At 70.5% G+C, this 20,530-nt stretch carries 17 protein-coding genes; 7 read left to right on the top strand and 10 right to left on the bottom strand.

Features of this window, described 5'->3' with window-relative positions:
* The first annotated feature begins 150 nt into the window (after window positions 1-150).
* Window positions 151-1,131 (top strand): NADPH:quinone oxidoreductase family protein, encoded by a 981-nt coding sequence (locus ACFQUV_RS02755; RefSeq protein ID WP_165364176.1) that lies wholly within the window; start codon window positions 151-153, stop codon window positions 1,129-1,131.
* Between the two features lie 52 nt (window positions 1,132-1,183).
* On the opposite strand, the gene ACFQUV_RS02750 is transcribed toward ACFQUV_RS02755, so the two are convergent.
* Window positions 1,184-2,059 (bottom strand): CoA ester lyase, encoded by an 876-nt coding sequence (locus ACFQUV_RS02750; RefSeq protein ID WP_129611523.1) that lies wholly within the window; start codon window positions 2,057-2,059, stop codon window positions 1,184-1,186.
* A gap of 252 nt (window positions 2,060-2,311) precedes the next feature.
* Here ACFQUV_RS02750 and ACFQUV_RS02745 point away from each other — a divergent pair, with 252 nt between their 5' ends.
* Window positions 2,312-3,049: a DUF429 domain-containing protein gene (locus ACFQUV_RS02745; protein WP_378394111.1), complete on the top strand. Its 738-nt coding sequence runs from the start codon at window positions 2,312-2,314 to the stop codon at window positions 3,047-3,049.
* 304 nt (window positions 3,050-3,353) lie between these two features.
* Window positions 3,354-4,574: an IS4 family transposase gene (locus ACFQUV_RS02740; RefSeq protein WP_378394109.1), complete on the top strand. Its 1,221-nt coding sequence runs from the start codon at window positions 3,354-3,356 to the stop codon at window positions 4,572-4,574.
* Between the two features lie 53 nt (window positions 4,575-4,627).
* Here the strand turns inward: ACFQUV_RS02740 and ACFQUV_RS02735 are convergent, their stop codons facing one another.
* From ACFQUV_RS02735 to ACFQUV_RS02720, 4 genes are all read right to left on the bottom strand, one after another.
* Window positions 4,628-4,762, bottom strand: coding sequence for a DUF559 domain-containing protein (locus ACFQUV_RS02735; RefSeq protein WP_129607937.1), 135 nt, complete (start codon window positions 4,760-4,762; stop codon window positions 4,628-4,630).
* A gap of 151 nt (window positions 4,763-4,913) precedes the next feature.
* The gene (locus ACFQUV_RS02730) at window positions 4,914-6,413 is read right to left on the bottom strand and encodes a phosphomannomutase/phosphoglucomutase (protein ID WP_129607936.1); all 1,500 of its coding nucleotides are present in this window, start codon (window positions 6,411-6,413) and stop codon (window positions 4,914-4,916) included.
* A 92-nt stretch (window positions 6,414-6,505) separates the two neighbouring features.
* Window positions 6,506-8,170 carry a phosphoglucomutase (alpha-D-glucose-1,6-bisphosphate-dependent) gene (gene pgm, locus ACFQUV_RS02725; RefSeq protein WP_129607935.1) on the bottom strand — a complete coding sequence of 555 codons (1,665 nt, stop codon included), beginning with the start codon at window positions 8,168-8,170 and terminating at the stop codon, window positions 6,506-6,508.
* A gap of 116 nt (window positions 8,171-8,286) precedes the next feature.
* Window positions 8,287-8,802 carry a TIGR02281 family clan AA aspartic protease gene (locus ACFQUV_RS02720; protein ID WP_129607934.1) on the bottom strand — a complete coding sequence of 172 codons (516 nt, stop codon included), beginning with the start codon at window positions 8,800-8,802 and terminating at the stop codon, window positions 8,287-8,289.
* Window positions 8,803-9,038: 236 nt separating this feature from the next.
* Here ACFQUV_RS02720 and ACFQUV_RS02715 point away from each other — a divergent pair, with 236 nt between their 5' ends.
* The 3 genes from ACFQUV_RS02715 to hydA all read left to right on the top strand — a co-directional run bounded on the left by ACFQUV_RS02715 (window position 9,039) and on the right by hydA (window position 13,350).
* The gene (locus ACFQUV_RS02715; RefSeq protein WP_378394106.1) at window positions 9,039-10,478 is read left to right on the top strand and encodes an AmpG family muropeptide MFS transporter; all 1,440 of its coding nucleotides are present in this window, start codon (window positions 9,039-9,041) and stop codon (window positions 10,476-10,478) included.
* Between the two features lie 201 nt (window positions 10,479-10,679).
* Complete coding sequence (locus ACFQUV_RS02710; RefSeq protein ID WP_111384253.1) at window positions 10,680-11,750, top strand: Gfo/Idh/MocA family protein; 1,071 nt, start codon at window positions 10,680-10,682, stop codon at window positions 11,748-11,750.
* 187 nt (window positions 11,751-11,937) lie between these two features.
* On the top strand, window positions 11,938-13,350 hold the full coding sequence (hydA, locus tag ACFQUV_RS02705; protein WP_129611070.1) for a dihydropyrimidinase: 1,413 nt from the start codon (window positions 11,938-11,940) through the stop codon (window positions 13,348-13,350).
* Between the two features lie 189 nt (window positions 13,351-13,539).
* Here the strand turns inward: hydA and ureG are convergent, their stop codons facing one another.
* Genes ureG through ureE form a run of 3 tightly spaced genes read right to left on the bottom strand, consistent with a single transcriptional unit; the run spans window position 13,540 to window position 15,450 of the window.
* A complete protein-coding gene (ureG, locus tag ACFQUV_RS02700; protein ID WP_129611071.1) occupies window positions 13,540-14,154 on the bottom strand; it encodes an urease accessory protein UreG in 615 nt (204 codons plus the stop codon).
* A 26-nt stretch (window positions 14,155-14,180) separates the two neighbouring features.
* Window positions 14,181-14,927, bottom strand: coding sequence for an urease accessory protein UreF (locus ACFQUV_RS02695; RefSeq protein ID WP_371851737.1), 747 nt, complete (start codon window positions 14,925-14,927; stop codon window positions 14,181-14,183).
* Window positions 14,908-15,450 carry an urease accessory protein UreE gene (gene ureE / locus ACFQUV_RS02690; protein ID WP_244601724.1) on the bottom strand — a complete coding sequence of 181 codons (543 nt, stop codon included), beginning with the start codon at window positions 15,448-15,450 and terminating at the stop codon, window positions 14,908-14,910. Before ureE ends, ACFQUV_RS02695 begins: the two co-directional genes overlap by 20 nt.
* 204 nt (window positions 15,451-15,654) lie before the next feature.
* Between ureE and ACFQUV_RS02685 the strand changes: the two genes are divergently transcribed.
* Window positions 15,655-16,665, top strand: a complete 1,011-nt coding sequence (locus ACFQUV_RS02685) for a TRAP transporter substrate-binding protein (protein WP_129611072.1) — start codon at window positions 15,655-15,657, stop codon at window positions 16,663-16,665.
* A gap of 69 nt (window positions 16,666-16,734) precedes the next feature.
* Here the strand turns inward: ACFQUV_RS02685 and ACFQUV_RS02680 are convergent, their stop codons facing one another.
* Together ACFQUV_RS02680 and ACFQUV_RS02675 are read right to left on the bottom strand one after the other, a co-directional pair.
* Window positions 16,735-18,543: a glucan ABC transporter ATP-binding protein/ permease gene (locus tag ACFQUV_RS02680; protein ID WP_129611073.1), complete on the bottom strand. Its 1,809-nt coding sequence runs from the start codon at window positions 18,541-18,543 to the stop codon at window positions 16,735-16,737.
* 82 nt (window positions 18,544-18,625) lie between these two features.
* Window positions 18,626-20,527, bottom strand: a complete 1,902-nt coding sequence (locus tag ACFQUV_RS02675; protein ID WP_129611074.1) for a ferrous iron transporter B — start codon at window positions 20,525-20,527, stop codon at window positions 18,626-18,628.
* Between the last annotated feature and the right edge of the window lie 3 nt (window positions 20,528-20,530).

Below are 20,530 nucleotides of genomic sequence, written 5' to 3'. Positions count from 1 at the left end.
CGCCACAGTCGCCCGCCTCGGGCCGCCGGCATTCCGGTCGCGGCCCCGAGACGGATCGGACCACATCGCGCGCGACGATCCCGAGCAGGACCACGGTCCCGAGCAGGAACACGGTGCCGAGCAGGAACGGTGCCGAGCAGGAACGACGACATGACCACGACCATGCGGGCCTGGCGCTCGCTGGCGCCGGGCCTCGACGGCCTCGCGCTCGACACCATCGCGCCGCCGGAGCCGGGACCGCACGAGCTGCTGGTCCGCGTCGAGGCGGCGGCGCTGAACTTCGCCGATCTGCTGATGGCCGACGACCGCTATCAGGTGCGACCGCAGCGTCCCTTCACCATGGGGCAGGAGCTGGCCGGCACCGTGGTGGCGGCGGGTTCGGGCGCCACCTTCGCGCCCGGCCTGCGGGTCGCCGGCAAGGTCGAGACCGGCGCCTTCGCGGACTATGCGGTGCTGCGCCAGGACCTCGCCATGGCGGTGCCGGACGGGCTGTCGGCCGCGACCGCGGCGGCTCTGCCGATCGTCTACACCACCGCGCTGGTGGCGCTGACCGAGAGCACCGTGGTGACCCCCGGCGAGCGCGTGCTGGTGACGGCGGCGGCCGGCGGCGTCGGCCTCGCGGCGGTGGAGATCGCCCACCATCTCGGCGCCTTCGTGATCGCGGCGGCCGGCGGCGCCGACAAATGCGCGCTCGCCCGCAGCCACGGCGCCGACGCCGCGATCGACTATCGCAGCGACAATCTCGGCGACGCGGTGGCGCGTCTGACCGAAGGCCGCGGCGTCGACGTGATCGTCGACGCGGTCGGCGGCGAAGCAAAGGATCTGCTGCGCCTGCTCGCCTGGGGTGGCCGCTGGCTGATCACCGGCTTCGCCGGCGGTGCCATCCCGCAGATTCCGGCGAACCGGCTGCTGCTGCGGCGCCTGTCGGCAATCGGCGTGTACTTCCACCCGGACCACGACGGCGCCATGCTGGCGCGCGTCGGCGACCGGCTGTCGCGGCTCGCCGCGGCGGGTGCCGTGTCGCCCCATGTGGGGGCGACGCACGCCTTCGAGGCGCTGCCCGACGCGCTGGTGGCGCTGCGCGACCGCGCCACCACCGGCAAGGTGATCCTGCGGGTCACCGACGCCTGAGCGGCGCGCCGGCGACGCGGCGCGCGGCGCGGCTCCGGAGTCCCGCCGGCCGTCACGCCATGCCGATCGCCTCGGCGATGGCGACGGTGCGGCGCGCCATCTCGGCATGCAGCCGCTCGACCATGCGGCCGTCGATCTGCACCACGCCCTTGTCGCGGTTCTCCGGCTGATCGAACGCCGCGATCATCTTGCGGGCCATCGCGACCTCGTCGGCGGAGGGCGAGAACACCGCGTTGCAAGGCTCGACCTGGTTGGGGTGAATCAGCGTCTTGCCGTCGAAGCCGAGATCGCGGCCCTCCAGGCATTCGCGCTGGAAGCCGTCGAGATCCGAGAGGTTGTTGTAGACGCCGTCGACGATGTCGAGCCCGTAGGCGTGGGCGGCCAGCACGCAGTCGGCGAGCCAGCCGGTCATCGGGGCGCGGCCCGGCACGATGCGGACCCGGCTCTCCTTGGCGAGATCGTTGGTGCCCATCACGAAGCCGCCGAGCCGGGTCTCGGTGTCGGCGGCGGCCGCCGCTAGCTCGCGGATGTTGAAGATGGCATGCGGCGTCTCGATCATGATCCAGACGCGGACACGCGCGTCGGCATGCCTGTCGAGCAGGCGCTGGCCGATGGTCTCCAGCATTTGCGCGGTCGAGACCTTGGGCACCAGGATCACGTCGGGGCGCGCCGCCGCCGCGGCCGCGAGATCGTCGGCGAACCACGGCGTGTCGAGGCCGTTGACGCGCACGAACACCTCGCGGCGGCCGAAGCCGCCGGCCTTGACGGTCTCGGCGACCAGCCGGCGTGCCTCGGCCTTGGCGTCGGGCGCGACCGAGTCCTCGAGGTCGAGGATGACGGCGTCGATCGGCAGGGTCTTGGCCTTCTCCATGGCGCGGGTGTTCGATCCCGGCATGTAGAGCACGCTGCGGCGCGGGCGAATCGTCATGTCCTGTCTCCGGAATGGCGTGGGCTCGCGCGGCCGTCGCGGCGCCGAGCGACGGCGCGACCCTAGAGCATTTTCCGGCGAAGTGGGACCCGGTTCGCCGTCGAAAATGCGATCAAACAAGGACGATTGGAGCGGGGTCCGATCCAGTTGGATCGGATACCGCTCCAGAGCATTTTCCGGCGCCGAGGGAACCATCCCGTCGTAGAACACCGGCGGGGCGTCGCGGACCGCCCTGGGCCATGGGAGATGGTTATGAGCCATGAATGGCTGGCCGGTGTCGACGGCTGTCCGGGCGGCTGGGTGGTGGCCTTCGTGGCACCGCCCGGAGCCGGCGAGGCGGTGCGGCTGCGGATGGAGCGGACCTTCGCCGAGATCGTGGCGGCGCCCGAGGCACCGGCCGTGATCGCCGTCGACATGCCCATCGGCCTGCCCGACCGGGTCGGCCCCGGCGGCCGCGTGGCCGAGACCCTGGTGCGGCCGCGGCTCGGGGCGCGGCAGTCGTCGGTGTTCTCGGTGCCGTCGCGCGCCGCCGTCTACGCGGCCGACTATGGCGCGGCGTGCGCGGCGGCGCTCGCCTCCTCCGAGCCGCCCAGGAAGGTGTCGCGTCAGTTGTTCAATCTCGTGCCGAAGATCCGCGAGGTCGATGCCGCGCTCGTCGGCGATCCGGTGCTCGCCGCGCGTGTTTTCGAAAGCCATCCGGAGCTGGCGTTCTGGCAAATGAACGGGGAGGCGCCGCTCGCCGAGCCCAAGAAGGTGAAGGGCCGGCCGTATGGCCCGGGTCTCGATCTGCGCCGCCGCCTGCTGGTCGCCGCCGGGCTGCCGGTCGCGGTGGTCGAGGCAGCGCCGCCGCGCGGTGCCGGTGCGGACGATCTTCTCGATGCGCTCGCCTGTTCCGTCACGGCGCGGCGCATCCGCGCCGGCCTCGCCCGCCCACTCCCCGACCCGCCGCCGCGCGACCGCCACGGCCTGCCGATGGCGATCTGGGCGTGAGGACGTTGTGCCTGTCACCTCTCCCCGCTTGCGGGCTAGGGCATGCACACATCGTGGTGCGGCGGAGTGACTCGGGGGTGTCGGCAGCTCTTCCGTAGTGGGGGCTTCGCATGATTCCATGTCGGACACTTCGGGCTGATCGGAGTGTCGCGATGGGGAGCAGCGGATTGTCGTTGGGCCGGTTCGGGGATCGTCGCCTCGATAAAGGGGGGCGGCGCTGCTCGAACGCATGGTCACGCGCCAGAGCGTGTGTCTGCGCCGTCTGAGCGGCGGCCGACGGTCCTCGGAGGTCCGGTTTCATCGCTTGCTGGGGAACGAGAAGGTCACGGTCGCGCGTCTGATCGAGGGGTGGAGCAGCGAGACCGGGCCGGCGGCGGCCGGGCGGCATGTGCTGGCCATCCAGGACACCAGCGAGATCACCATTTCGACCCGGCCGGGGCGGCGGCGCGGGCTTGGCGAGATCGGCAAGGGCACGGGGCACGGCCTTTTGGTGCACGCCATGCTGGCGCTCGACGCCGACACCGGCGCGAGCCTCGGCCTGGTCGGCGGCGCGATCTGGACGCGCCAGGGCCGGCAGAGCGTCGTGCACGCCAAGCGCCCGCTGTCCGAGCGCGAGTCGAAGCGCTGGATCGAGACCGGTGAGCAGGCCGGGCGCGTGCTGGCCGCGGCCGCCTCCGTCACCGTGATGGGCGACCGCGAGAGCGACCTCTTCGCCTTCTGGGCGACGTTGCCGAGGCCCGGATTCCATCTGATCGGACGGGTGATGCATGATCGCGGCCTGGCCGACGGCAGCAGCCTCTACGGGGCCGGAGAACGGCTCGCCGCCGTCGCGACCGGGACGCTCGACCTGCCGGCCCGATCGCCGCAGCGCCCGGCCCGCAGCGCGACGCTGACCCTGCGGTTCGGCCCCGTCGTGCTGCGCCGGCCGAGGGGGAGCCACCATCGCCATCTGCCCGAGAGCGTGCCGCTCACGCTGGTCGAGGTGGTCGAGCATGGCCCGCCCGCCGGCGTCGTGCCGCTGCACTGGCGGCTGCTCACCACCCATCCGGTCGACGACGCCGCGGCGGCGTGGCGGATCGTCGACTGGTATCGGCGGCGCTGGACCATCGAGCAGCTGTTCCGCCTGATGAAGACGCAAGGCTTGCGCCTCGAGGACAGCCAGATCGAGACCGCCGACCGCCTGCAAAAGCTCGCCGCCGTCGCCACCAAGGCGGCCGCCGTCACGCTCGCCCTCCTGCAGGCACGCGACGGCACCGGCGCCGAGCCCGCCGGCACGGCCTTCACGCCACACGAGCTCGACGTGCTCGATGCACTCGATGCCGCCTATCGCGGGAGGACCGCGCTCCAGAGAAATCCGCACCCACCTCGCAGCCTCCCTTGGGCCGCCTGGATCATCGCTCGGCTGGGCGGCTGGGACGGCTATCCATCCTCCCGCCCGCCCGGCCCCATCACGTTCCGCCACGGCCTCGAACAGTTCAAAATCCACGCCGCCGCAGCCGCAACCGGAAATCTGTACATGCCCTAGCGCCAGCGGGGAGAGGTCGGAGCGCGAAGCGATCCGGGTGAGGGGGAGTCGCCTCACGTCGTGCTCCTGCCGTCGTCGCGCAACGTGGTGACAATCCGCTCCAGCACGCCGGTGGTGTTACCGAGAAGGTCTTTATTCCAGAACCGCAGCACGCGAACCCCCTCACCCGGTTCGACAATGCCGAGCATTGTCGAACCGACCTCTCCCCGCGTGCGGGGAGAGGTGAAGGATGCTGCAGCGCCCCGGATCACCTCTCCCCGCCAGCGGGGAGAGGTCGGAGCGCGAAGCGATCCGGGTGAGGGGCGTTTCCTTCAGAGACAAACGCCGCAACTGCGCGTATCAGATCGTCTGGTTGTAGGCGCCGACCTCCGGATGGGTGCGCAGCACCGCGTCGACCGCGGCGAACATCTCGCGCATGCGGGTCTCCGACACCGGGCTCTCCACCACCACCACCAGCTCGGGCTTGTTGGAGGAGGCGCGCACCAGCCCCCAGGTGCCGTCCGCGACGGTGACGCGAATGCCGTTGACGGTGACGAGGTCGCGGATCGTCTGGCCCGCCACCGGCGCTCCCGTCGCCTGCGCCTCGGTGAAGTGCTTCACCACCGCGTCGACGACGCCGTACTTGGTCTCGTCGGCGCAATGCGGCGACATGGTCGGCGACGACCACGTCTTCGGCAGCGCGTCCTTCAGCTCCGACATGCGCTTGTCCGGATTGCGGTCGAGCATGTCGCAGATGGCGATCGCCGACACCAAACCGTCGTCGTAGCCGCGGCCGAACGGCGTGTTGAAGAAGAAGTGCCCGGACTTCTCGAACCCGACCAGCGCGCCGAGCTCGTGGGTGCGCCGCTTCATGTAGGAGTGGCCGGTCTTCCAATATTCCGTCACGGCGCCATTCTCGATCAGCACCGGGTCGGTGGCGAACAGGCCGGTGGACTTGACGTCGACCACGAAGCGCGCGTTCGCGTGGCGGGCCGAGATGTCGCGCGCCAGCATGACGCCGACCTTGTCGGCGAAGATCTCTTCTCCAGTGTCGTCGATCACGCCGCAGCGGTCGCCGTCGCCGTCGAAGCCGAAGCCGAGATCGGCGCCGCTCGCCAGCACGGCGTCGCGGATGGCGTGCAGCATCTCCAAATCTTCGGGGTTCGGATTGTAGCGCGGGAAGGTGAAGTCGAGATCGGTGTCGAGCGGCACCACCTCGCAGCCGATCTTCGTCAGGATCGCCGGCGCGAAGGCGCCCGCCGTGCCGTTGCCGCAGGCGCACACCACCTTGAGGTTGCGCGTCAGCGGCGCGCGGTTCGTGAGATCCGCGATGTAGCGTGCCGGAAAATTCTCGACGAAGCGATAGCTGCCGCCGCCAGCGAGATCAAAATCGGCGGCCAGCACGATCTCCTTCAGCCGCGCCATCTCGTCGGGACCGAAGGTGAGCGGCCGCGCCATCCCCATCTTGACGCCGGTCCAGCCATTGTCGTTGTGCGAGGCCGTCACCATGGCGACGCACGGCACGTCGAGATCGAACTGGGCGAAATAGGCCATCGGCGTGATGGCGAGGCCGATGTCGTGGACGGTACAGCCGCTCGCCATCAGGCCGGAGACGAGCGCCATCTTGATCGACGCCGAGTAGCTGCGGAAGTCGTGCCCGGTGACGATGGCGGGGGGAACACCCGCCCGGCGGATCAGCGTGCCGAGGCCCATGCCGAGGGCCTGCACGCCCATCAGGTTGATCTCGCGCTCGAACAGCCAGCGCGCATCGTACTCGCGGAAGCCGGTCGGCTTCACCAGCGGCTGCGACTCGTAGGCGTAGGTGTTCGGCGACAGAGCCGCGACGGGCGTGGGAAACATGATCACCTCATGAACGAGAATCGCGTCGCGGACGCAGGCGCAGCGCGACGCTCAGCGCCGTGCTGCGCCGCGCCCGGGACACGGGCGCCGTATCAGCCGACAGAGGCCGTGCTTCCGCCCGCCAGCGCGGCGCCGACGATCGCCTTCGCCTCGCCGACGATGGCCGCGAGATGCGCCTGATCGCGAAAACTCTCGGCGTAGATCTTGTAGATGTTCTCGGTGCCGGAGGGACGCGCCGCGAACCAGCCGCTCGCCGTCTCGACCTTGAGGCCGCCGATGGCGGCGCCGTTGCCGGGCGCGTTGGTGAGCTTGGCCGTGATGGCGTCGCCGGCGAGCGTGCTGGCCGTCACGGCGGCGGGCGACAGCTTGCCGAGCTGGGCCTTCTCGTCGGGCGTCGCGGCGGCATCGATACGGGTGTAGAGCGGCGCGCCGAACTCCTCGGTCAGCGCCTTGTAGTGCTCGCCCGGGTCCCGGCCGGTGACGGCGGTGATCTCGGCCGCGAGCAGATCCATGATCAGCCCGTCCTTGTCGGTGGTCCAGGTGGTGCCGTCGCGGCGCAGGAAGCTCGCCCCGGCGCTCTCCTCGCCGCCGAAGCAGTACGAGCCGTCGACGAGCCCGGCAACGAACCACTTGAAGCCGACCGGCACCTCGGCCAGCCGGCGGCCGAGCTTGCCGACCACGCGGTCGATCATGCTGGACGACACCAGCGTCTTGCCCACCGCCGCACCGGCCGGCCAGCCGGGCCGGTGGGTCAAGAGATAGCGGATCGCCACCGCGAGGTAGTGGTTCGGGTTCATCAGCCCGACCGAGGGCACCACGATGCCGTGGCGGTCGGCGTCGGTGTCGTTGGCGAACGCCACCTGATACTTGTCCTTCAGGCCGACCAGGCTCGCCATGGCGTGCGGGCTGGAGCAGTCCATCCGGATCTTGCCGTCGTGGTCGACCGTCATGAAGGCGAACTGGAAATCGACCGCCTTGTTGACGATGTCGATGCCGACGCCCCAGCGGGCGTTGATCGGCTCCCAGTAGGGCAGGCCGGCGCCGCCGAGCGGATCGACCGCGAGCTTGAGTCCCGCCGCCTTGATGGCCGCCATGTCGACGACACTGTCGAGGTCGTCCACATAGGGCCGCACGAAGTCCTGCGGCCGGGTGGTCTCGGCCTTCATGGCGCGGTCGAGCGGCATACGCTTCACGTCGCGGTTGCCGTCGCGCAAGAGCGCGTTGGCGCGCGCCTCGATCCATTTGGTGGCGTCGGTGTCGGCCGGGCCACCGTGCGGCGGGTTGTACTTGAAGCCGCCGTCCTCGGGCGGATTGTGCGAGGGCGTCACCACGATGCCGTCGGCGAGGTGCTCGCGCCGGCCGCGGTTGTGGACCAGGATGGCGCGCGAGATCACCGGGGTCGGGGTGTAGCCGTCGCGCTCCTGGATCACCGCGGTGACGCCGTTGGCGGCCAGCACCTCGAGGGCGCTGCGCTCGGCCGGGCCGGACAGCGCGTGGGTGTCCTTGCCGAGATAGAGCGGGCCGTCGGTCCCTTGCGCGGCGCGGTACTCGCAGATCGCCTGCGTCACCGCCACGATGTGGGCCTCGTTGAAGGAGCCGGCGAGCGAAGAGCCGCGGTGGCCCGAGGTGCCGAAGGCGACCTTCTGGCTCGGGTCGTCGAGATCGGGCCGCGTCTCGTAATAGGCGCGTTCGAGACGGGCGAGGTCGACCAGCAGCTCCGCGGGAGCGGGCTTGCCGGCGAGGGGAGACGTCGTCATGCGGCGGTTCCTGGATCGGGGCGGACGCGGGTCCGGCGGAAATGGCGGCCAATCTACCGCCCCCGTTCCGGTTTGGCACGCGGGGGATTTTTCCTGCGCCGGCCGGGCGGGTCCGCCTATTGCTCCAGGATCAGCCGGCCGTTGCGGTGCTCGAAGCGGATGCGCGACAGGAACGACATGCCGAGCAGGTTCTGGCCCAGCGCCTCGTCGGGCAGCACCAGGGCGGCGACCCGGCTGACCACGATGTCACCGATCTCGACCCGGCCGATCTCGGCCGGGGCCGCCATCACGCTGCCGTTGGCGGTGGACACCTTCGCGGTGAAGTCGCGCCCCGCCGGCCGGATGCCGAGGCGGGCGGCCTCGCTGGCGCGCAGCGCGATCACCGAGGCGCCGGTGTCGACCAGGAACGACATGCGGCGGCCGTCGAGCCGGCCGTCGACCTGGAAATGGCCGCGCTCGTCGCGCTTGAGCACCAGGGTACGATAGGCCGAGGCGGCCGGCGCCGCGACGGGGGCGGCGGCCGGGACGGCCGCGGCGGCCGGCTGCGGGCGCGGCGCCGTGTCGAGATAAAGCCGCGGCACGAGGGCGGCGAGGCCGAGGGCCAAGAGCGCGAAAACCAGGATGCTGCGCATGACGGTCACCCCGATGAGAATGCCGGAGTGCAGCACACCCTGGTGACCGCTCCGCTAACGCGCGTCGGCCGAGCGGCTGGTTTTTCCTGAAGGATCAACCGGGCCTGTCGGGCATCGCGACGATTTTCGGAATTCTCTCGGCGACGCCAGGGTCCGCCGGCCCGAAAATGACCCGATCGACCACCAGTCTCGCCCCCGCGCTTGTGCCGAATCCGCCGATCACCCATACGGGGACCATGACGCCACCCACCCCCGCCACGTCCGCCACCCCCGCCGAATCCGCCGGGCCGGCCCCCCTCGCCGGCCCCGCCGGCGCGGCGCCGTCCCGCCCGTCCTTCGTCGAGACCATCACGGTTTATCTGCGGCCGCGGGTGCTGATCGTCATGTTCCTCGGCTTCTCGGCCGGGCTGCCGCTCGCCCTGTCGGGCTCGACCCTCCTGGTGTGGATGCGGGAGACCGGCGTCGATCTCGGCACCATCGGGCTGTTCGCCCTGGTCGGCACCCCCTACACGCTGAAATTCGCCTGGGCGCCGGTGGTCGATGCCCTCGACGTGCCGGTGCTGTCGCGCCTGCTCGGCCGCCGCCGCGGCTGGCTGGTGCTCACCCAGCTTCTGCTGATCGCCGCCATCGTGGGGCTGGCGCTGTGCGATCCGGCCAAGGCGCCCGGGCTGGTCGCCCTCGGGGCGCTGCTGGTCGCCGCCGCCTCGGCCACCCAGGACATCGTCATCGACGCCTTCCGGGTCGAGAGCCTGCCCGAGAACGAGCAGGCGGCCGGCATGGCCTCCTATGTGGCGGCCTACCGGATCGGCATGCTGGCCTCGACGGCAGGCGCGCTGTTCCTGGTCTCGGGCTTCGAGGCGGCCGGGCTGGGCAAGGCCGCCGCCTGGACCTGGGGCTACGTCACCATGGCGGGCCTCGTCGCCATCGGCATCGTGACGACGCTCGTCGCCACCGAGCCCGCCGCCTCGGCACGGGCCATGCATGATCCGGCGCATGCGGTCGGCAGCCCGCTGCGGCGCGTGACGGCCGCCGCGGTCGGCGCCTTCTCGGAGTTCCTGACCCGCGAGAACGCCGCGCTGATCCTCGCCTTCGTGGTCTTCTTCAAGTTCTGCGACGCCTTCGCGGGCGCCATGACGGCGCCCTTCGTGATCGATCTCGGCTTCTCGCGCAACGACTATGCCGCGATCGTCAAAGGCGTCGGGCTGGCCGCCACGCTGGTCGGCGGCTTCGTCGGCGGCACGCTGGCGCGCGCCTATCCGCTGGTCACGGCGATGTGGATCGGGGCGCTGCTCCAGAGCGGCTCCAACCTGGTGTTCGCCTGGCAGGCGGTGGTGGGCGTCAAGCTGTGGGCGCTGACGGTGTCGATCATCGTCGAGAACTTCACCGCCGCCATCGGCACCGTGGTGTTCGTCGCCTATTTGTCGGCGCTGTGCCACAGCCCGTTGCACACCGCGACACAATATGCCCTGCTGACCGCGCTCGCCGCCATCGGCCGCACCTATCTGTCGGCCGGGGCCGGCTACGTGGCGGAGGCATCCGGCTGGGTGACGTTCTTCCTGCTCAGCGCGGTGGCCGCCATCCCGAGCCTGGTGCTGCTCGCCTGGCTCCAGCGCACGGGTCATTTCCGGGCGCTCGCCGAGAGCGCCGCGGCCAAGCGTTCCGTGCAGGACACCTAGGCGTTTGCGGCAGGCGTCGACGGCCTGCCCGCGCCTTCCCAAGCCTCCGACCTTCGTGGATGATCCGGGACGCCACGCTTGGCCCGCCGTCCGTCCGCGACGGCGCTCGGCCGCGCGCCTCGGCCCAATCACGCCGACGGTCCGGCTCCGAGCGTTCTCGGCCTGCCCGCCGCCGGAACAAACAATCGGGGGAAATGCGCCATGAAGCAGGTCGACGTCGCCGTCATCGGCACCGGCTGGATCGGCGGCATGCGTGCCGAGACGCTGTCGCGCTCCGCCCTGGTGGACCGGCTGCACATTTGCGAGATCCGGCCCGACCGGCTCGCCGAGATGAGGCAGCTCACCCGCCCGGCGACCGCCACCCTCGACTATCAGGACATCGTCCGCAATCCCGACATCCGCATCGTCTATGTCTGCACGGCGCCGGAGCCGACGCACTTCCCGATCGCCCGCGACTGTCTCAAGGCCGGCAAGCATGTGCTCCTGGAAAAGCCGATCTCGCTGGAGTTCTGGGAGGCCGACGAGCTGATCACGCTGGCCAAGCGCAACGGCGTCAAGTTCACGATCGGCTACTCGCAGCGGTTCAATCCCAAGATCGCCTATGCGCGCAAGCAGATCGCCGAAGGCAGGCTGGGCACCATCGTGTCCGTGATGGTGAGCCGGCATCTGACCCGCAGTCTCGGCAAGAAGATCGCCGGCCGCACCAAGCTGTCGCCGGCCGCGATGGAATCGACCCACGACCTCGACTTCGTGTTCTGGATGCTGGAGCCGGCCAAGCCCGTGCGGGTCTACTCGCAGGGCGCCTACGGGGTGATGAAGCCGCTCAACGGCTCCTACGACTGCATGTGGAACACCATCACCATGGACACCGGCGCCGTGGTGGTGGTGGGCGGCGGCTGGAACCTGCCGCCCGGCTATCCGAACTACTCGTCGACCTGGATCGAGATCACCGGCACCGAGGGCGCCCTGATCCTCGACAGCACCTATCGGGACAACTGGCTCAACACGGTGGAGGGCGGCACCCGCTATCCGATGTCGACCATGCCGGGCGAGCAGGTCGACCACATGTATGCGGGCCAGCTCGGGCCGGAGACCATCCATTTCCTGGAATGCTGCCTGCTCGATCGGCCCGTGATGGTGGAGCCGGTGCATGCCCGGCTCGTCATGGAGACCTACACGGCGGCGGATCTCTCGGCGGAGCGCAACGAGCCGGTCGACATGCCGCTCAACAACGAGGCGCTGGCCCGCATCGCCGAGTGGGACCGGCGGTAGGGGATCGGGGGGGCCGCGCCTGGGCGGCGAGGGCGACGGCGGCGACGGGGCGACGGTAAGATCCGCTCCCGGCGCAGAGCCACCCTTCGTTGCACCCGAAGGGGGATCGGAGTAAGCCTCGCGGCCGGTCCACGCGGCCGCCTTCAGCACGCCGGCCGCGGCTCTCGTCCCGCATCCGGAGATTCCCATGCCCGATTTCGACCTTTCCATCCGCGGCGGCACCGTGGTGACGGCGAGCGACACGGTGCGGGCCGATGTCGGCATCCGGAACGGCCGCATCGCCGCGGTCGCCGACCGCATCGAGGGCGCCGCCCGCAGCATCGACGCCTCCGGCCTCCTGGTGATGCCGGGCGGCATCGACAGCCACGTCCATCTGGCGCAGCCGACCTTCGGCGGCCCCAAGATGTCTGACGACTTCCTCACCGGCACCCGCTCGGCGATCGCCGGCGGCACCACCACGGTGATCCCCTTCGCCACCCAGCCGCGCGGCGCCAGCCTGCGCGCTGTCGTCTCTGATTACCACAAGGAGGCCGACGGCAAGTGCTTCGCCGACTACGGCTTCCACCTGATCATCACCGATCCGTCACCGTCGGTGCTGGGCCAGGAGCTGCCGGCGATGGTGGGCGACGGCTACACCTCCTTCAAGGTCTTCATGACCTATGCGGACATGGTGCTGAACGACCGCGAGCTGCTCGAGGTGTTCGACTGCGCCCGCGGCTGCCGCGCCCTGGTGATGGTCCATGCCGAAGGCTACGACGCCATCCAGTTCATGACCGAGCGGCTGGAGCGCGCCGGCAAGACCGCCCCCTACTACCATGGCGTGTCGCGCCCCGAGATCGTCGAGCGCGAGGCGGCCCACCGGGCGATCAGCCACGCGGAGCTGATCGACGTGCCGATCATGATCGTCCACGTCTCCGGCCGCGAGGCGATGGAGCAGATCCGCTGGGCGCAGACCCGCGGCCTCAAGATCTACGGCGAGACCTGCCCGCAATACATCGCGCTCACGGCCGACGACATGAAGGGCCTGAACATGGACGAGAGCGGCGGCAAGTATGTCTGCTCGCCGCCGCCGCGCGACCATGCCAGCCAGGAGGCGATCTGGCAGGGCCTTCAGCAGGGCGTGTTCCAGACCTTCTCGTCCGACCACTGCCCGTTCATGGACGGCGTCGACGGCAAGCGCAGCCCGAAGGCGAGGACCTCGTTCAAGTGGGTGCCGAACGGCATTCCCGGAGTCGAGACCCGGATGGCCATCCTGTGGGGCCTCGGGGTCGACAAGGGCCGCATCGGCATGAACGAGTTCGTGGCGCTGACCTCGACCAACCACGCCAAGATGTACGGCCTCTATCCGCAGAAGGGCTCGATCGCCCCCGGCTTCGACGCCGACATCGTGCTGTGGGACCCCAACCGCAAGGAGACCATCCGGCAGGAGCTGATGCACGGCGCCTGCGACTACACGCCCTACGAGGGCCTGGCGGTGACGGGCTGGCCGGTGATGACGATCCTGCGCGGCAAGCCGGTGTGCGAGGAGGGCAAGATCCTCGGCGAGCCGGGCGACGGCGGCTTCCTCAAGCGCGGCATCTCGCCTTACGCCGCGAGGTGATTTACGCCGCGAAGTGATGCGGCCGTTCTGGTCCGCCGACATCCTCTCCTCCGCGCCTCCCCGCGACAGCGGGGACCCAGGAGCCGAGGCGCACGGCCTCGGCTCGTGAGAACTGGATGCCCGCTGACGCGGGCATGAGCGGAGCGCGCGTCGTCGCGGTGAGCGGCGCTCGTTGCGGCTGGACCGGAATCAGGCCAGCCCGCCGGTCTCGATCACGAACCGCTCGATGGTGTCGACGCCCTCGCCGGTCTTCAGATTGGTGAACACGAAGGGGCGCGCCCCGCGCATCCGCCGCGCATCCCGCTCCATGTTGGCGAGCGAGGCACCGACATGGGGCGCGAGGTCGATCTTGTTGATCACCAGCAGGTCCGAGCGGGTGATGCCGGGCCCACCCTTGGACGGAATCTTCTCGCCGGCCGCGACATCGATCACGTAGATCGTCAGGTCGGCCAGCTCCGGCGAGAAGGTGGCGGCGAGATTGTCGCCACCCGATTCGACCAACACCAGATCGAGGTCCGGGAACTTCGCCCGCATCTCGGCGATGGCGGCGAGGTTCATCGAGGCATCCTCGCGGATCGCCGTGTGCGGGCAGCCGCCGGTCTCGACCCCGGCGATGCGCTCCGGCGCCAGCGCCCCCGACCGCACCAGATACTCGGCATCCCACTTGGTGTAGATGTCGTTGGTGATGGCGGCGATGTCGAACTTGTCCCGCAGCCGCTTGCACAGGGTGTCCATCAGCGCGGTCTTGCCCGAGCCGACCGGCCCGCCGACGCCGACCCGCAAGGGTCCGTTGGGACTGCGCATGTCGATCCTTTCCTCTGTCGGGCCGATCACGACCGGAACAGCCGCGTGTACTGGGTCTCGTGCCGCATGCTGGCGATGTCGGCCCGCACCGTGGCACTGCCGATGGCATCGAGCGGCGTCGCCAGCGCCCGCGCCGCCGTCGCGGCGATCTCGGGCTCCAGCGCCGCCAGCACCCGCAGGCCGTCGGTCTGGCCGAGCGGCACCAGCCGTACCGCGGCCGACACCAGGTTGGCGACGAGGGCGTGCAGGAAACCGTGCAGCGCCGGCCCGACCGCGACACCGTGCCCGGCCGCCGCCACCGCGACCGCGACCGGATAGGCGATCGCCGCATCGGGCCAGTCGGCGAGGCGATCGAGCGCCGCGCACGGCCAGGCGGCCCGCACCGCGGTGACGAAGGCGCGCCCCTGCGTCACCGTCTCCAGGAAGCGCTCGCGCGACGGCGCCAGCGCGGCCGCCAGCTCGGCGACCGCATGGAGCGCCGCCGCATCGCCGCGGCACTCCGCCGCATGCGCATGAGCGAACAGCGCCGCATCGCAAAACACGCCGCCATCGGCGAGGAGCGCGACGAGCCAGCGCCGCAGCGTCTCGGCATCGCGGATGTCGCCGGCCTCGACGGCCCATTCGAGACCGCCCGAGTAAGCGAACGATCCGACCGGGAACGACGGCGACAGCCAGGCGAGCAGCCGCACCAGCCCGGCCGAGGACAGGGCCGCGCCGGACTCGGAGCCGGCGGCAGGGTCTGCGGCGGGCGGCTCAGTCATGCGGATGGCCATGCCGAGGTTGGCCATGCGGGTGATCATCATCGGCGTGATGATGATCCGCATGACGGTGACCATGCGCCGCATGCGCGTGCTCGGACGGCGCGTGGTCGTAGGCGCCCGCCTCGGGATCGAACGGCGCCTCGATGGCCGCGAGCGTAGCGCCGAGGCCGCGCAGCATCGCCTCCAGCACATGGTCGCGGCGGATGCGCAACCGCCCGCCCGCGACCTGCATGGCGGTATGGCGGTTGCCGATGTGCCAGGCGAGGCGGGCGAGCCCATCGGGGCTCTCCGCCGTGATCTCGACCAGCGGCTCCGGCCGCGCCACCACGCGCACGATGCGACCGTCTTCGAGACGCAGGCCGTCGCCGTCGCGCAGCGCCACGGCGCGCGGCAGATCGAGCAAGAAGGCGGTGCCCCCCTCGCCCGTCATCGCCACGCGGCGGCGGTGACGGTCGTCGGCATCCAGCACGACACGATCGACGACCATGCCGTCGGCGACGTCACCGGCCGGCAGCACCGCGATGGCTCTCGGCATCCTGGCTCCCTCCCGCGCGATCGACCACTTCCGCCGGACCACTCTTCATACCAGGGTCGCCGGCCAGACCCGCGTTTTCGCCGGATCGCTCGGCGATCACGGGCCATGATACCGTTTCGGGCGCGTCGCACCGTCCTAAACCTCGCCGACGCCCCCGCCGACGCATCCCTGATCTCGCGCCACCACCAGCCACCGGGGAATGCCATGACCGACCTCGTCACGTCCACCCGCCCGTCCCGCCGTGCCGTTCTGGCCGGCACCGCCGCGACCGTGTTCATCGGCACTCGCGCCCGCGCCGCCGATATCCGTTGGCGGCTCGGCCTCAGCCAGCCGGTCGACAGTCCGAACTTCATCCGACTCAAGGAGATGACCGACCGCGTCCGGACCGAGACCAACGGCCGCCTGGACATCTCGATGCATGGCGGCGGGGTGCTCGGCTCCGACACCAAGATGCTCGGCATGCTGCAAAGCGGCGAGATCGAGATGTACAATGCCGGCAACGTGCTCGGCCCCATCGTGCCGGTCACCGAGATGCCGGGCCTGCCGTTCACCTTCAAGAGCCCGGCCGAGGTGTTCAAGGCGCTCGACGGCGATCTCGGCGACTATATCCGGGCCGAGCTTCTGGCCAAGGGCATCTACGCATTCCGCTGGGGCGGCGACAACGGCTTCCATCATCTCACCACCAGCACCAAGCCGATCCGCACCGTCGAGGATCTGGCCGGCATGACCATGCGGACGCCGGTGCAGGAGATGACGGTCGACTTCTTCGCGGCGCTCGGCGCCGTCCCGAAGAAGTTCCCGCTCAGCCAGCTCTACCAGGTGCTCAAGGACAAGGTCTGCGACGCCCAGACCGATCCGCTGTTCCTGATCGTGCTGATGAAGCTCTACGAGGTGCAGACCTATCTCAGCCTGACCAATCACTGGTGGTCGGGCTTCACCTTCACGGCCAATGCGGCGGCCTGGAAAAGCCTGCCGGACGATCTCAAGGCCGTGGTCGAGCGCAACGTGCGGATCAGCGCACTGGCGCAGCGGGAGGACGTGGCGCGGGCGACCGCCGCGGCGATCGGCATCCTCGAGAGCAAGGGCATGGTCGTCAACCAGTGCGACGTCAGCGGCTTCAAGAAGCCGCTCGGCGCCTTCTATGCCAAGTGGAAGGGCATCTATGGCGCCAAGGCGTGGGCGCTGCTGGAGGCCCATGTGGGCAAGCTGGTGTAGCACCCCACGGCGCCGACGGGCCGACGCACACCGGCCCGTCGGCCGCGACGTACTTGGCGCGCCGCCGTCTCAGCCCGGATGGCCGGCCGCCGCCGCGGTGGCGTCCGTCTCGGCGGCCGATCCGGTGGCACCGGCGATGAACTGGTCGCGGGCCAGCTCGGCGAAGCGGCCGCCCTTGGCCATCAGTTCGTCGAAGCTGCCCTGCTCGACGACGCGCCCCTGCTCGAACAGGAGGATGCGGTCGGCCCGCCGCACCGTGGCGAGCCGGTGGGCGATCACGAAGGTGGTGCGGCCCGCCATCACCTCGTCGAGCGCCGCCATCAGCTTGGTCTCGGTCCGGGCGTCGAGCGCCGAGGTCGGCTCGTCGAGGATCAGGATCGGCGGCTCCTTGAGCAGCGCCCGGGCGATCGACAGACGCTGACGCTCGCCGCCCGACAGGCTGCGGCCGCGCTCGCCGACGCGGGCATCGAAGCCGCCCGGCGTGCGGGCGATGAAGTCGAGCGCCTGGGCGCGCGCCGCCGCCTCGCGCAGCTCGGCCTCGGTCGCGTCCGGCTTGCCGATGCGCAGGTTCTCGGCGATCGAGCGGTTGAACAGCAGCCCCTCCTGGAACACGACCCCGATGTTCCGGCGCAGCGCCGCGAGCTTCATGGTGCGGATGTCGATGCCGTCGATGCGGATCGATCCGGACTGCGGATCGAAGGCGCGGTGGAGAAGCGCCAGCGCCGTGGTCTTGCCGGCGCCGGTCGAGCCGACGAACGCGATGGTCTCGCCCGGCCGCGCCGTCACGGTGAGGCCGGCCACCGCCGGGCGCTTGCCGTCGTAGGAGAACGACACGTCGTCGAACTCGACGAGGCCGGTCAGCCGGCCGGGATCGATCGCGTCGGGGCGGTCGCGAATCGCCGGCACGGTGCCGGCCACCTCGAAGAACTCGGCCAGCCGCGGCGCCTCGGCGAACACCCGGTTGACGAACCACACGGCGTCCTGGAGCCGCGCGATCAGCATGGTGGCGAAGCCCATGAAGGTGACGATCTCGCCCACCGAGGTGAGACCGCGCACATGCAGGAGAGTGCCGAGAACGACGATCGCCAGCAGGGTCAGGGTGGTGGAGGCGCGGGTCAGCACCGCCACCATGGCCCACCACGACAGCACCGGGATCTGCGCCGCGAGCAGCCGGTCGATGACGGTCTTAAGGCCGGTCACCTCGGCGTCGACGCGGGCGAAGCTGTGCACCAGCGCCACATTGCCGAGGGTGTCGGAGGCGCGCTCGGCCAATTCCGAATAGTTGCTCTCGACGAGACGCTGGAGCTCCTCGGTCCGCCGCATCACGAAGGCGGTCAGCACTGCGAACACGGCGCACAGCGCGAGCAGCAGCAGGCCGAGCCGCCAGTTGAGCACCAGCGCCAGCGGCAGCAGCACGAAGAACGACACGAAGGCCGCGAGATTGTCGCGGAAGAAGGCGAGCCACAGGCCGAACAGCGCATCGGTGCCTTGCAGCATCACCTTCATCAGCCGGCCCGAATGGGTGGCGCCGTGATAGGAGAGCGGCAGGCCGAGAACGTGCTCGAAATAGTCCTGTAGCACCGCCTGGCGCTGCTGATGGGCGAGCCGGTCGGCATAGAGCGCCACCAGGGTGCCGCAGCCGATGGTGAACAGGCCGAACACCGCCCACAGCGCGAGTAGGCCGATCAGCGTCGACCACGGGAAGGCGTCGGGCGCAGCCGGTGCGCCGGACAGGGTGTCGATGACGCGGCCGAACAGCACCGGCTCGGCGAACTGGGCGGCGGCGAGCGCCAGGTTGGCGACCGCCAGCGTCCAGGCGAGGCGCTTGACCGGCGCGAGCAGCGCCAGCGCACGCAAATAGAGACGGATCATGGTCATCGCGGCCTGCCGGAATCGGGAGCGACGCGCCGTTATAGCAAATCGGGAGCCGGGGCGGATCGGCGGCGTTCCCGCGAAAGGGCTAAGAGCCCGCTCCCAGCATCCGGGCCACGTTGTAGGTGACGAACGCGGCCGCGTAGGCGAGCGCCATCATGTAGGCGAACGACACCGCCATCCAGCGCCAGCCGCCGGTTTCGCGGCGGATCACCGCCAGCGTCGAGGCGCATTGCGGCGCGAACACGTACCAGGCGAGCAGCGCCAGCGCGGTGGCGAGGCTCCAGCTCTGGGCCAGCGCCTGGCCGATCTGCTCGGTCGCCTCCTTGCCGCCCTCGATGGCGTAGACGGTGGCGAGTGCCGCCACCGCCACCTCGCGGGCCGCCAGGCCCGGCACCAGTGCGATGTTGATGTGCCAGTCGAAGCCGATCGGCGCCGTGATCGGCTCCAGGGCACGGCCGATGATGGCCGCGAGGCTGTAGTTGATGTCTGGCTCGGTGGCGCCTTCGGGCGGCCGCGGGAACGAGGCGAGAAACCAGATCAGCACCATCATGGCGAAGATGGTGGTTCCGGCCCGCTCCAGGAACATCCGGGCGCGGGTGACGAGGCCGAGCAGCACGTTCTGCGGCCGCGGCAGCTTGTAGTCGGGCAGCTCCAGCATGAACGGCTCGGCCGGATGGTCGCGCCAGAACACCCGCTTGGCCACGAACGACACCGTCAGCGCGCTGGCGATGCCGGCCGCATAGAGGCCGAACATCACCAGCCCCTGGAGCGACAGCAGGCCGAGCACCGGCCGGTCGGGCACGAAGGCCGAGACGATCAGCACATAGACCGGAATGCGGGCCGAGCAGGTCATCAGCGGCGCCACCAGGATGGTGGTCAGCCGGTCGCGCCGGCTGTCGATCACCCGCGCCGCCATGATGCCCGGGATCGCACAGGCGAAGCTCGACAGGAGCGGGATGAAGGCACGGCCGTGCAGGCCGGCGCTGCCCATGATGCGGTCCATCAGGAAGGCGGCGCGCGCCAGGTAGCCGAGATCCTCCAGCACCAGGATGAAGAAGAACAGGATGAGGATCTGCGGCAGGAAGGCGACGACGCTGCCGATGCCGGCGATGACGCCGTCCTTGACGAAGCTCTGCAACAGGCCGTCGGGGATGTGGGCCTCGGCGAGCGCGCCGAGCGCCTCGAAGCCGGCAGTGATCAGGTCCATCACCGGACGGGCGCCCGAGAACACCGCCTGGAACATCACGAACAGCACGGCGAGCAGGATCACCAGGCCGGCGACGGGATGCAGCAGCACGGCGTCGAGCCGTCCGGTCAGGGTGTCGGGCCGCCCCGGCGCCTCGACGGCGGCGGCCAGGATGCGATCGGCCTCGCGCTGGGTGGCGCGCAGCTCGGCCGACGAGGGCGGCGCCCAGGTGTTGGCCGGCGCCGGCCCGCCGGCCTCGGCGGCAGGTGACGCGGCCAGCACCCCATCGACGCGGGCGAGCAGCGCCTCGACGCCGCCGCGGCGCACCGCCGTGGAGGTGACCACCGGGATGCCGAGCTCGGCCGACAGCCGGTCGAGATCGAACGCGAAGCCGCGCCGGCGGGCGATGTCGATCATGTTGAGGGCGAGCATCAGGGGCCGGCCGACCCGCTTGAGCTCCAGCACCAGGCGCAGCGCGATGCGCAGATTGGTGGCATCGGCGACGCACAGCAGCAGGTCCGGCGGCGGCTCGCCGGCGATGCGGCCCAGCACCGCGTCGCGCGTCACCACCTCGTCGGGGCTGCGGGCGCGCAGCGAGTAGGTCCCGGGAAGATCGAGCAGGCGGACGGCGCGGCCGGCGGGTGTCTGGAAGGTGCCGGTCTTGCGCTCGACGGTGACGCCCGGATAGTTCGCCACCTTCTGGCGGCTGCCGGTGAGGGCGTTGAACAGCGCCGTCTTGCCGCAGTTGGGATTGCCGACCAGGGCGAGACGAAAGCCGCCGGCCGGTTCGACGGCACTCATGAC

It is taken from the genome of Rhodoplanes sp. P11 (assembly GCF_964266735.1).
Taxonomy (GTDB): Bacteria; Pseudomonadota; Alphaproteobacteria; order Rhizobiales; family Xanthobacteraceae; genus Rhodoplanes; species Rhodoplanes serenus.
This window is presented reverse-complemented; position numbering and strand designations above follow the sequence as displayed.

Coding starts and splice junctions, on each gene's coding strand:
- ACFQUV_RS02755 (WP_165364176.1), top strand. CDS start 151: ATGACCACGACCATGCGGGCCTGGCGCTCGCTGGCGCCGGGCCTCGAC.
- ACFQUV_RS02750 (WP_129611523.1), bottom strand. CDS start 2,059: ATGACGATTCGCCCGCGCCGCAGCGTGCTCTACATGCCGGGATCGAAC.
- ACFQUV_RS02745 (WP_378394111.1), top strand. CDS start 2,312: ATGAGCCATGAATGGCTGGCCGGTGTCGACGGCTGTCCGGGCGGCTGG.
- ACFQUV_RS02735 (WP_129607937.1), bottom strand. CDS start 4,762: ATGCTCGGCATTGTCGAACCGGGTGAGGGGGTTCGCGTGCTGCGGTTC.
- ACFQUV_RS02730 (WP_129607936.1), bottom strand. CDS start 6,413: ATGTTTCCCACGCCCGTCGCGGCTCTGTCGCCGAACACCTACGCCTAC.
- pgm (WP_129607935.1), bottom strand. CDS start 8,170: ATGACGACGTCTCCCCTCGCCGGCAAGCCCGCTCCCGCGGAGCTGCTG.
- ACFQUV_RS02720 (WP_129607934.1), bottom strand. CDS start 8,802: ATGCGCAGCATCCTGGTTTTCGCGCTCTTGGCCCTCGGCCTCGCCGCC.
- ACFQUV_RS02715 (WP_378394106.1), top strand. CDS start 9,039: ATGACGCCACCCACCCCCGCCACGTCCGCCACCCCCGCCGAATCCGCC.
- ACFQUV_RS02710 (WP_111384253.1), top strand. CDS start 10,680: ATGAAGCAGGTCGACGTCGCCGTCATCGGCACCGGCTGGATCGGCGGC.
- hydA (WP_129611070.1), top strand. CDS start 11,938: ATGCCCGATTTCGACCTTTCCATCCGCGGCGGCACCGTGGTGACGGCG.
- ureG (WP_129611071.1), bottom strand. CDS start 14,154: ATGCGCAGTCCCAACGGACCCTTGCGGGTCGGCGTCGGCGGGCCGGTC.
- ACFQUV_RS02695 (WP_371851737.1), bottom strand. CDS start 14,927: ATGGCCATCCGCATGACTGAGCCGCCCGCCGCAGACCCTGCCGCCGGC.
- ureE (WP_244601724.1), bottom strand. CDS start 15,450: ATGCCGAGAGCCATCGCGGTGCTGCCGGCCGGTGACGTCGCCGACGGC.
- ACFQUV_RS02685 (WP_129611072.1), top strand. CDS start 15,655: ATGACCGACCTCGTCACGTCCACCCGCCCGTCCCGCCGTGCCGTTCTG.
- ACFQUV_RS02680 (WP_129611073.1), bottom strand. CDS start 18,543: ATGACCATGATCCGTCTCTATTTGCGTGCGCTGGCGCTGCTCGCGCCG.
- ACFQUV_RS02675 (WP_129611074.1), bottom strand. CDS start 20,527: ATGAGTGCCGTCGAACCGGCCGGCGGCTTTCGTCTCGCCCTGGTCGGC.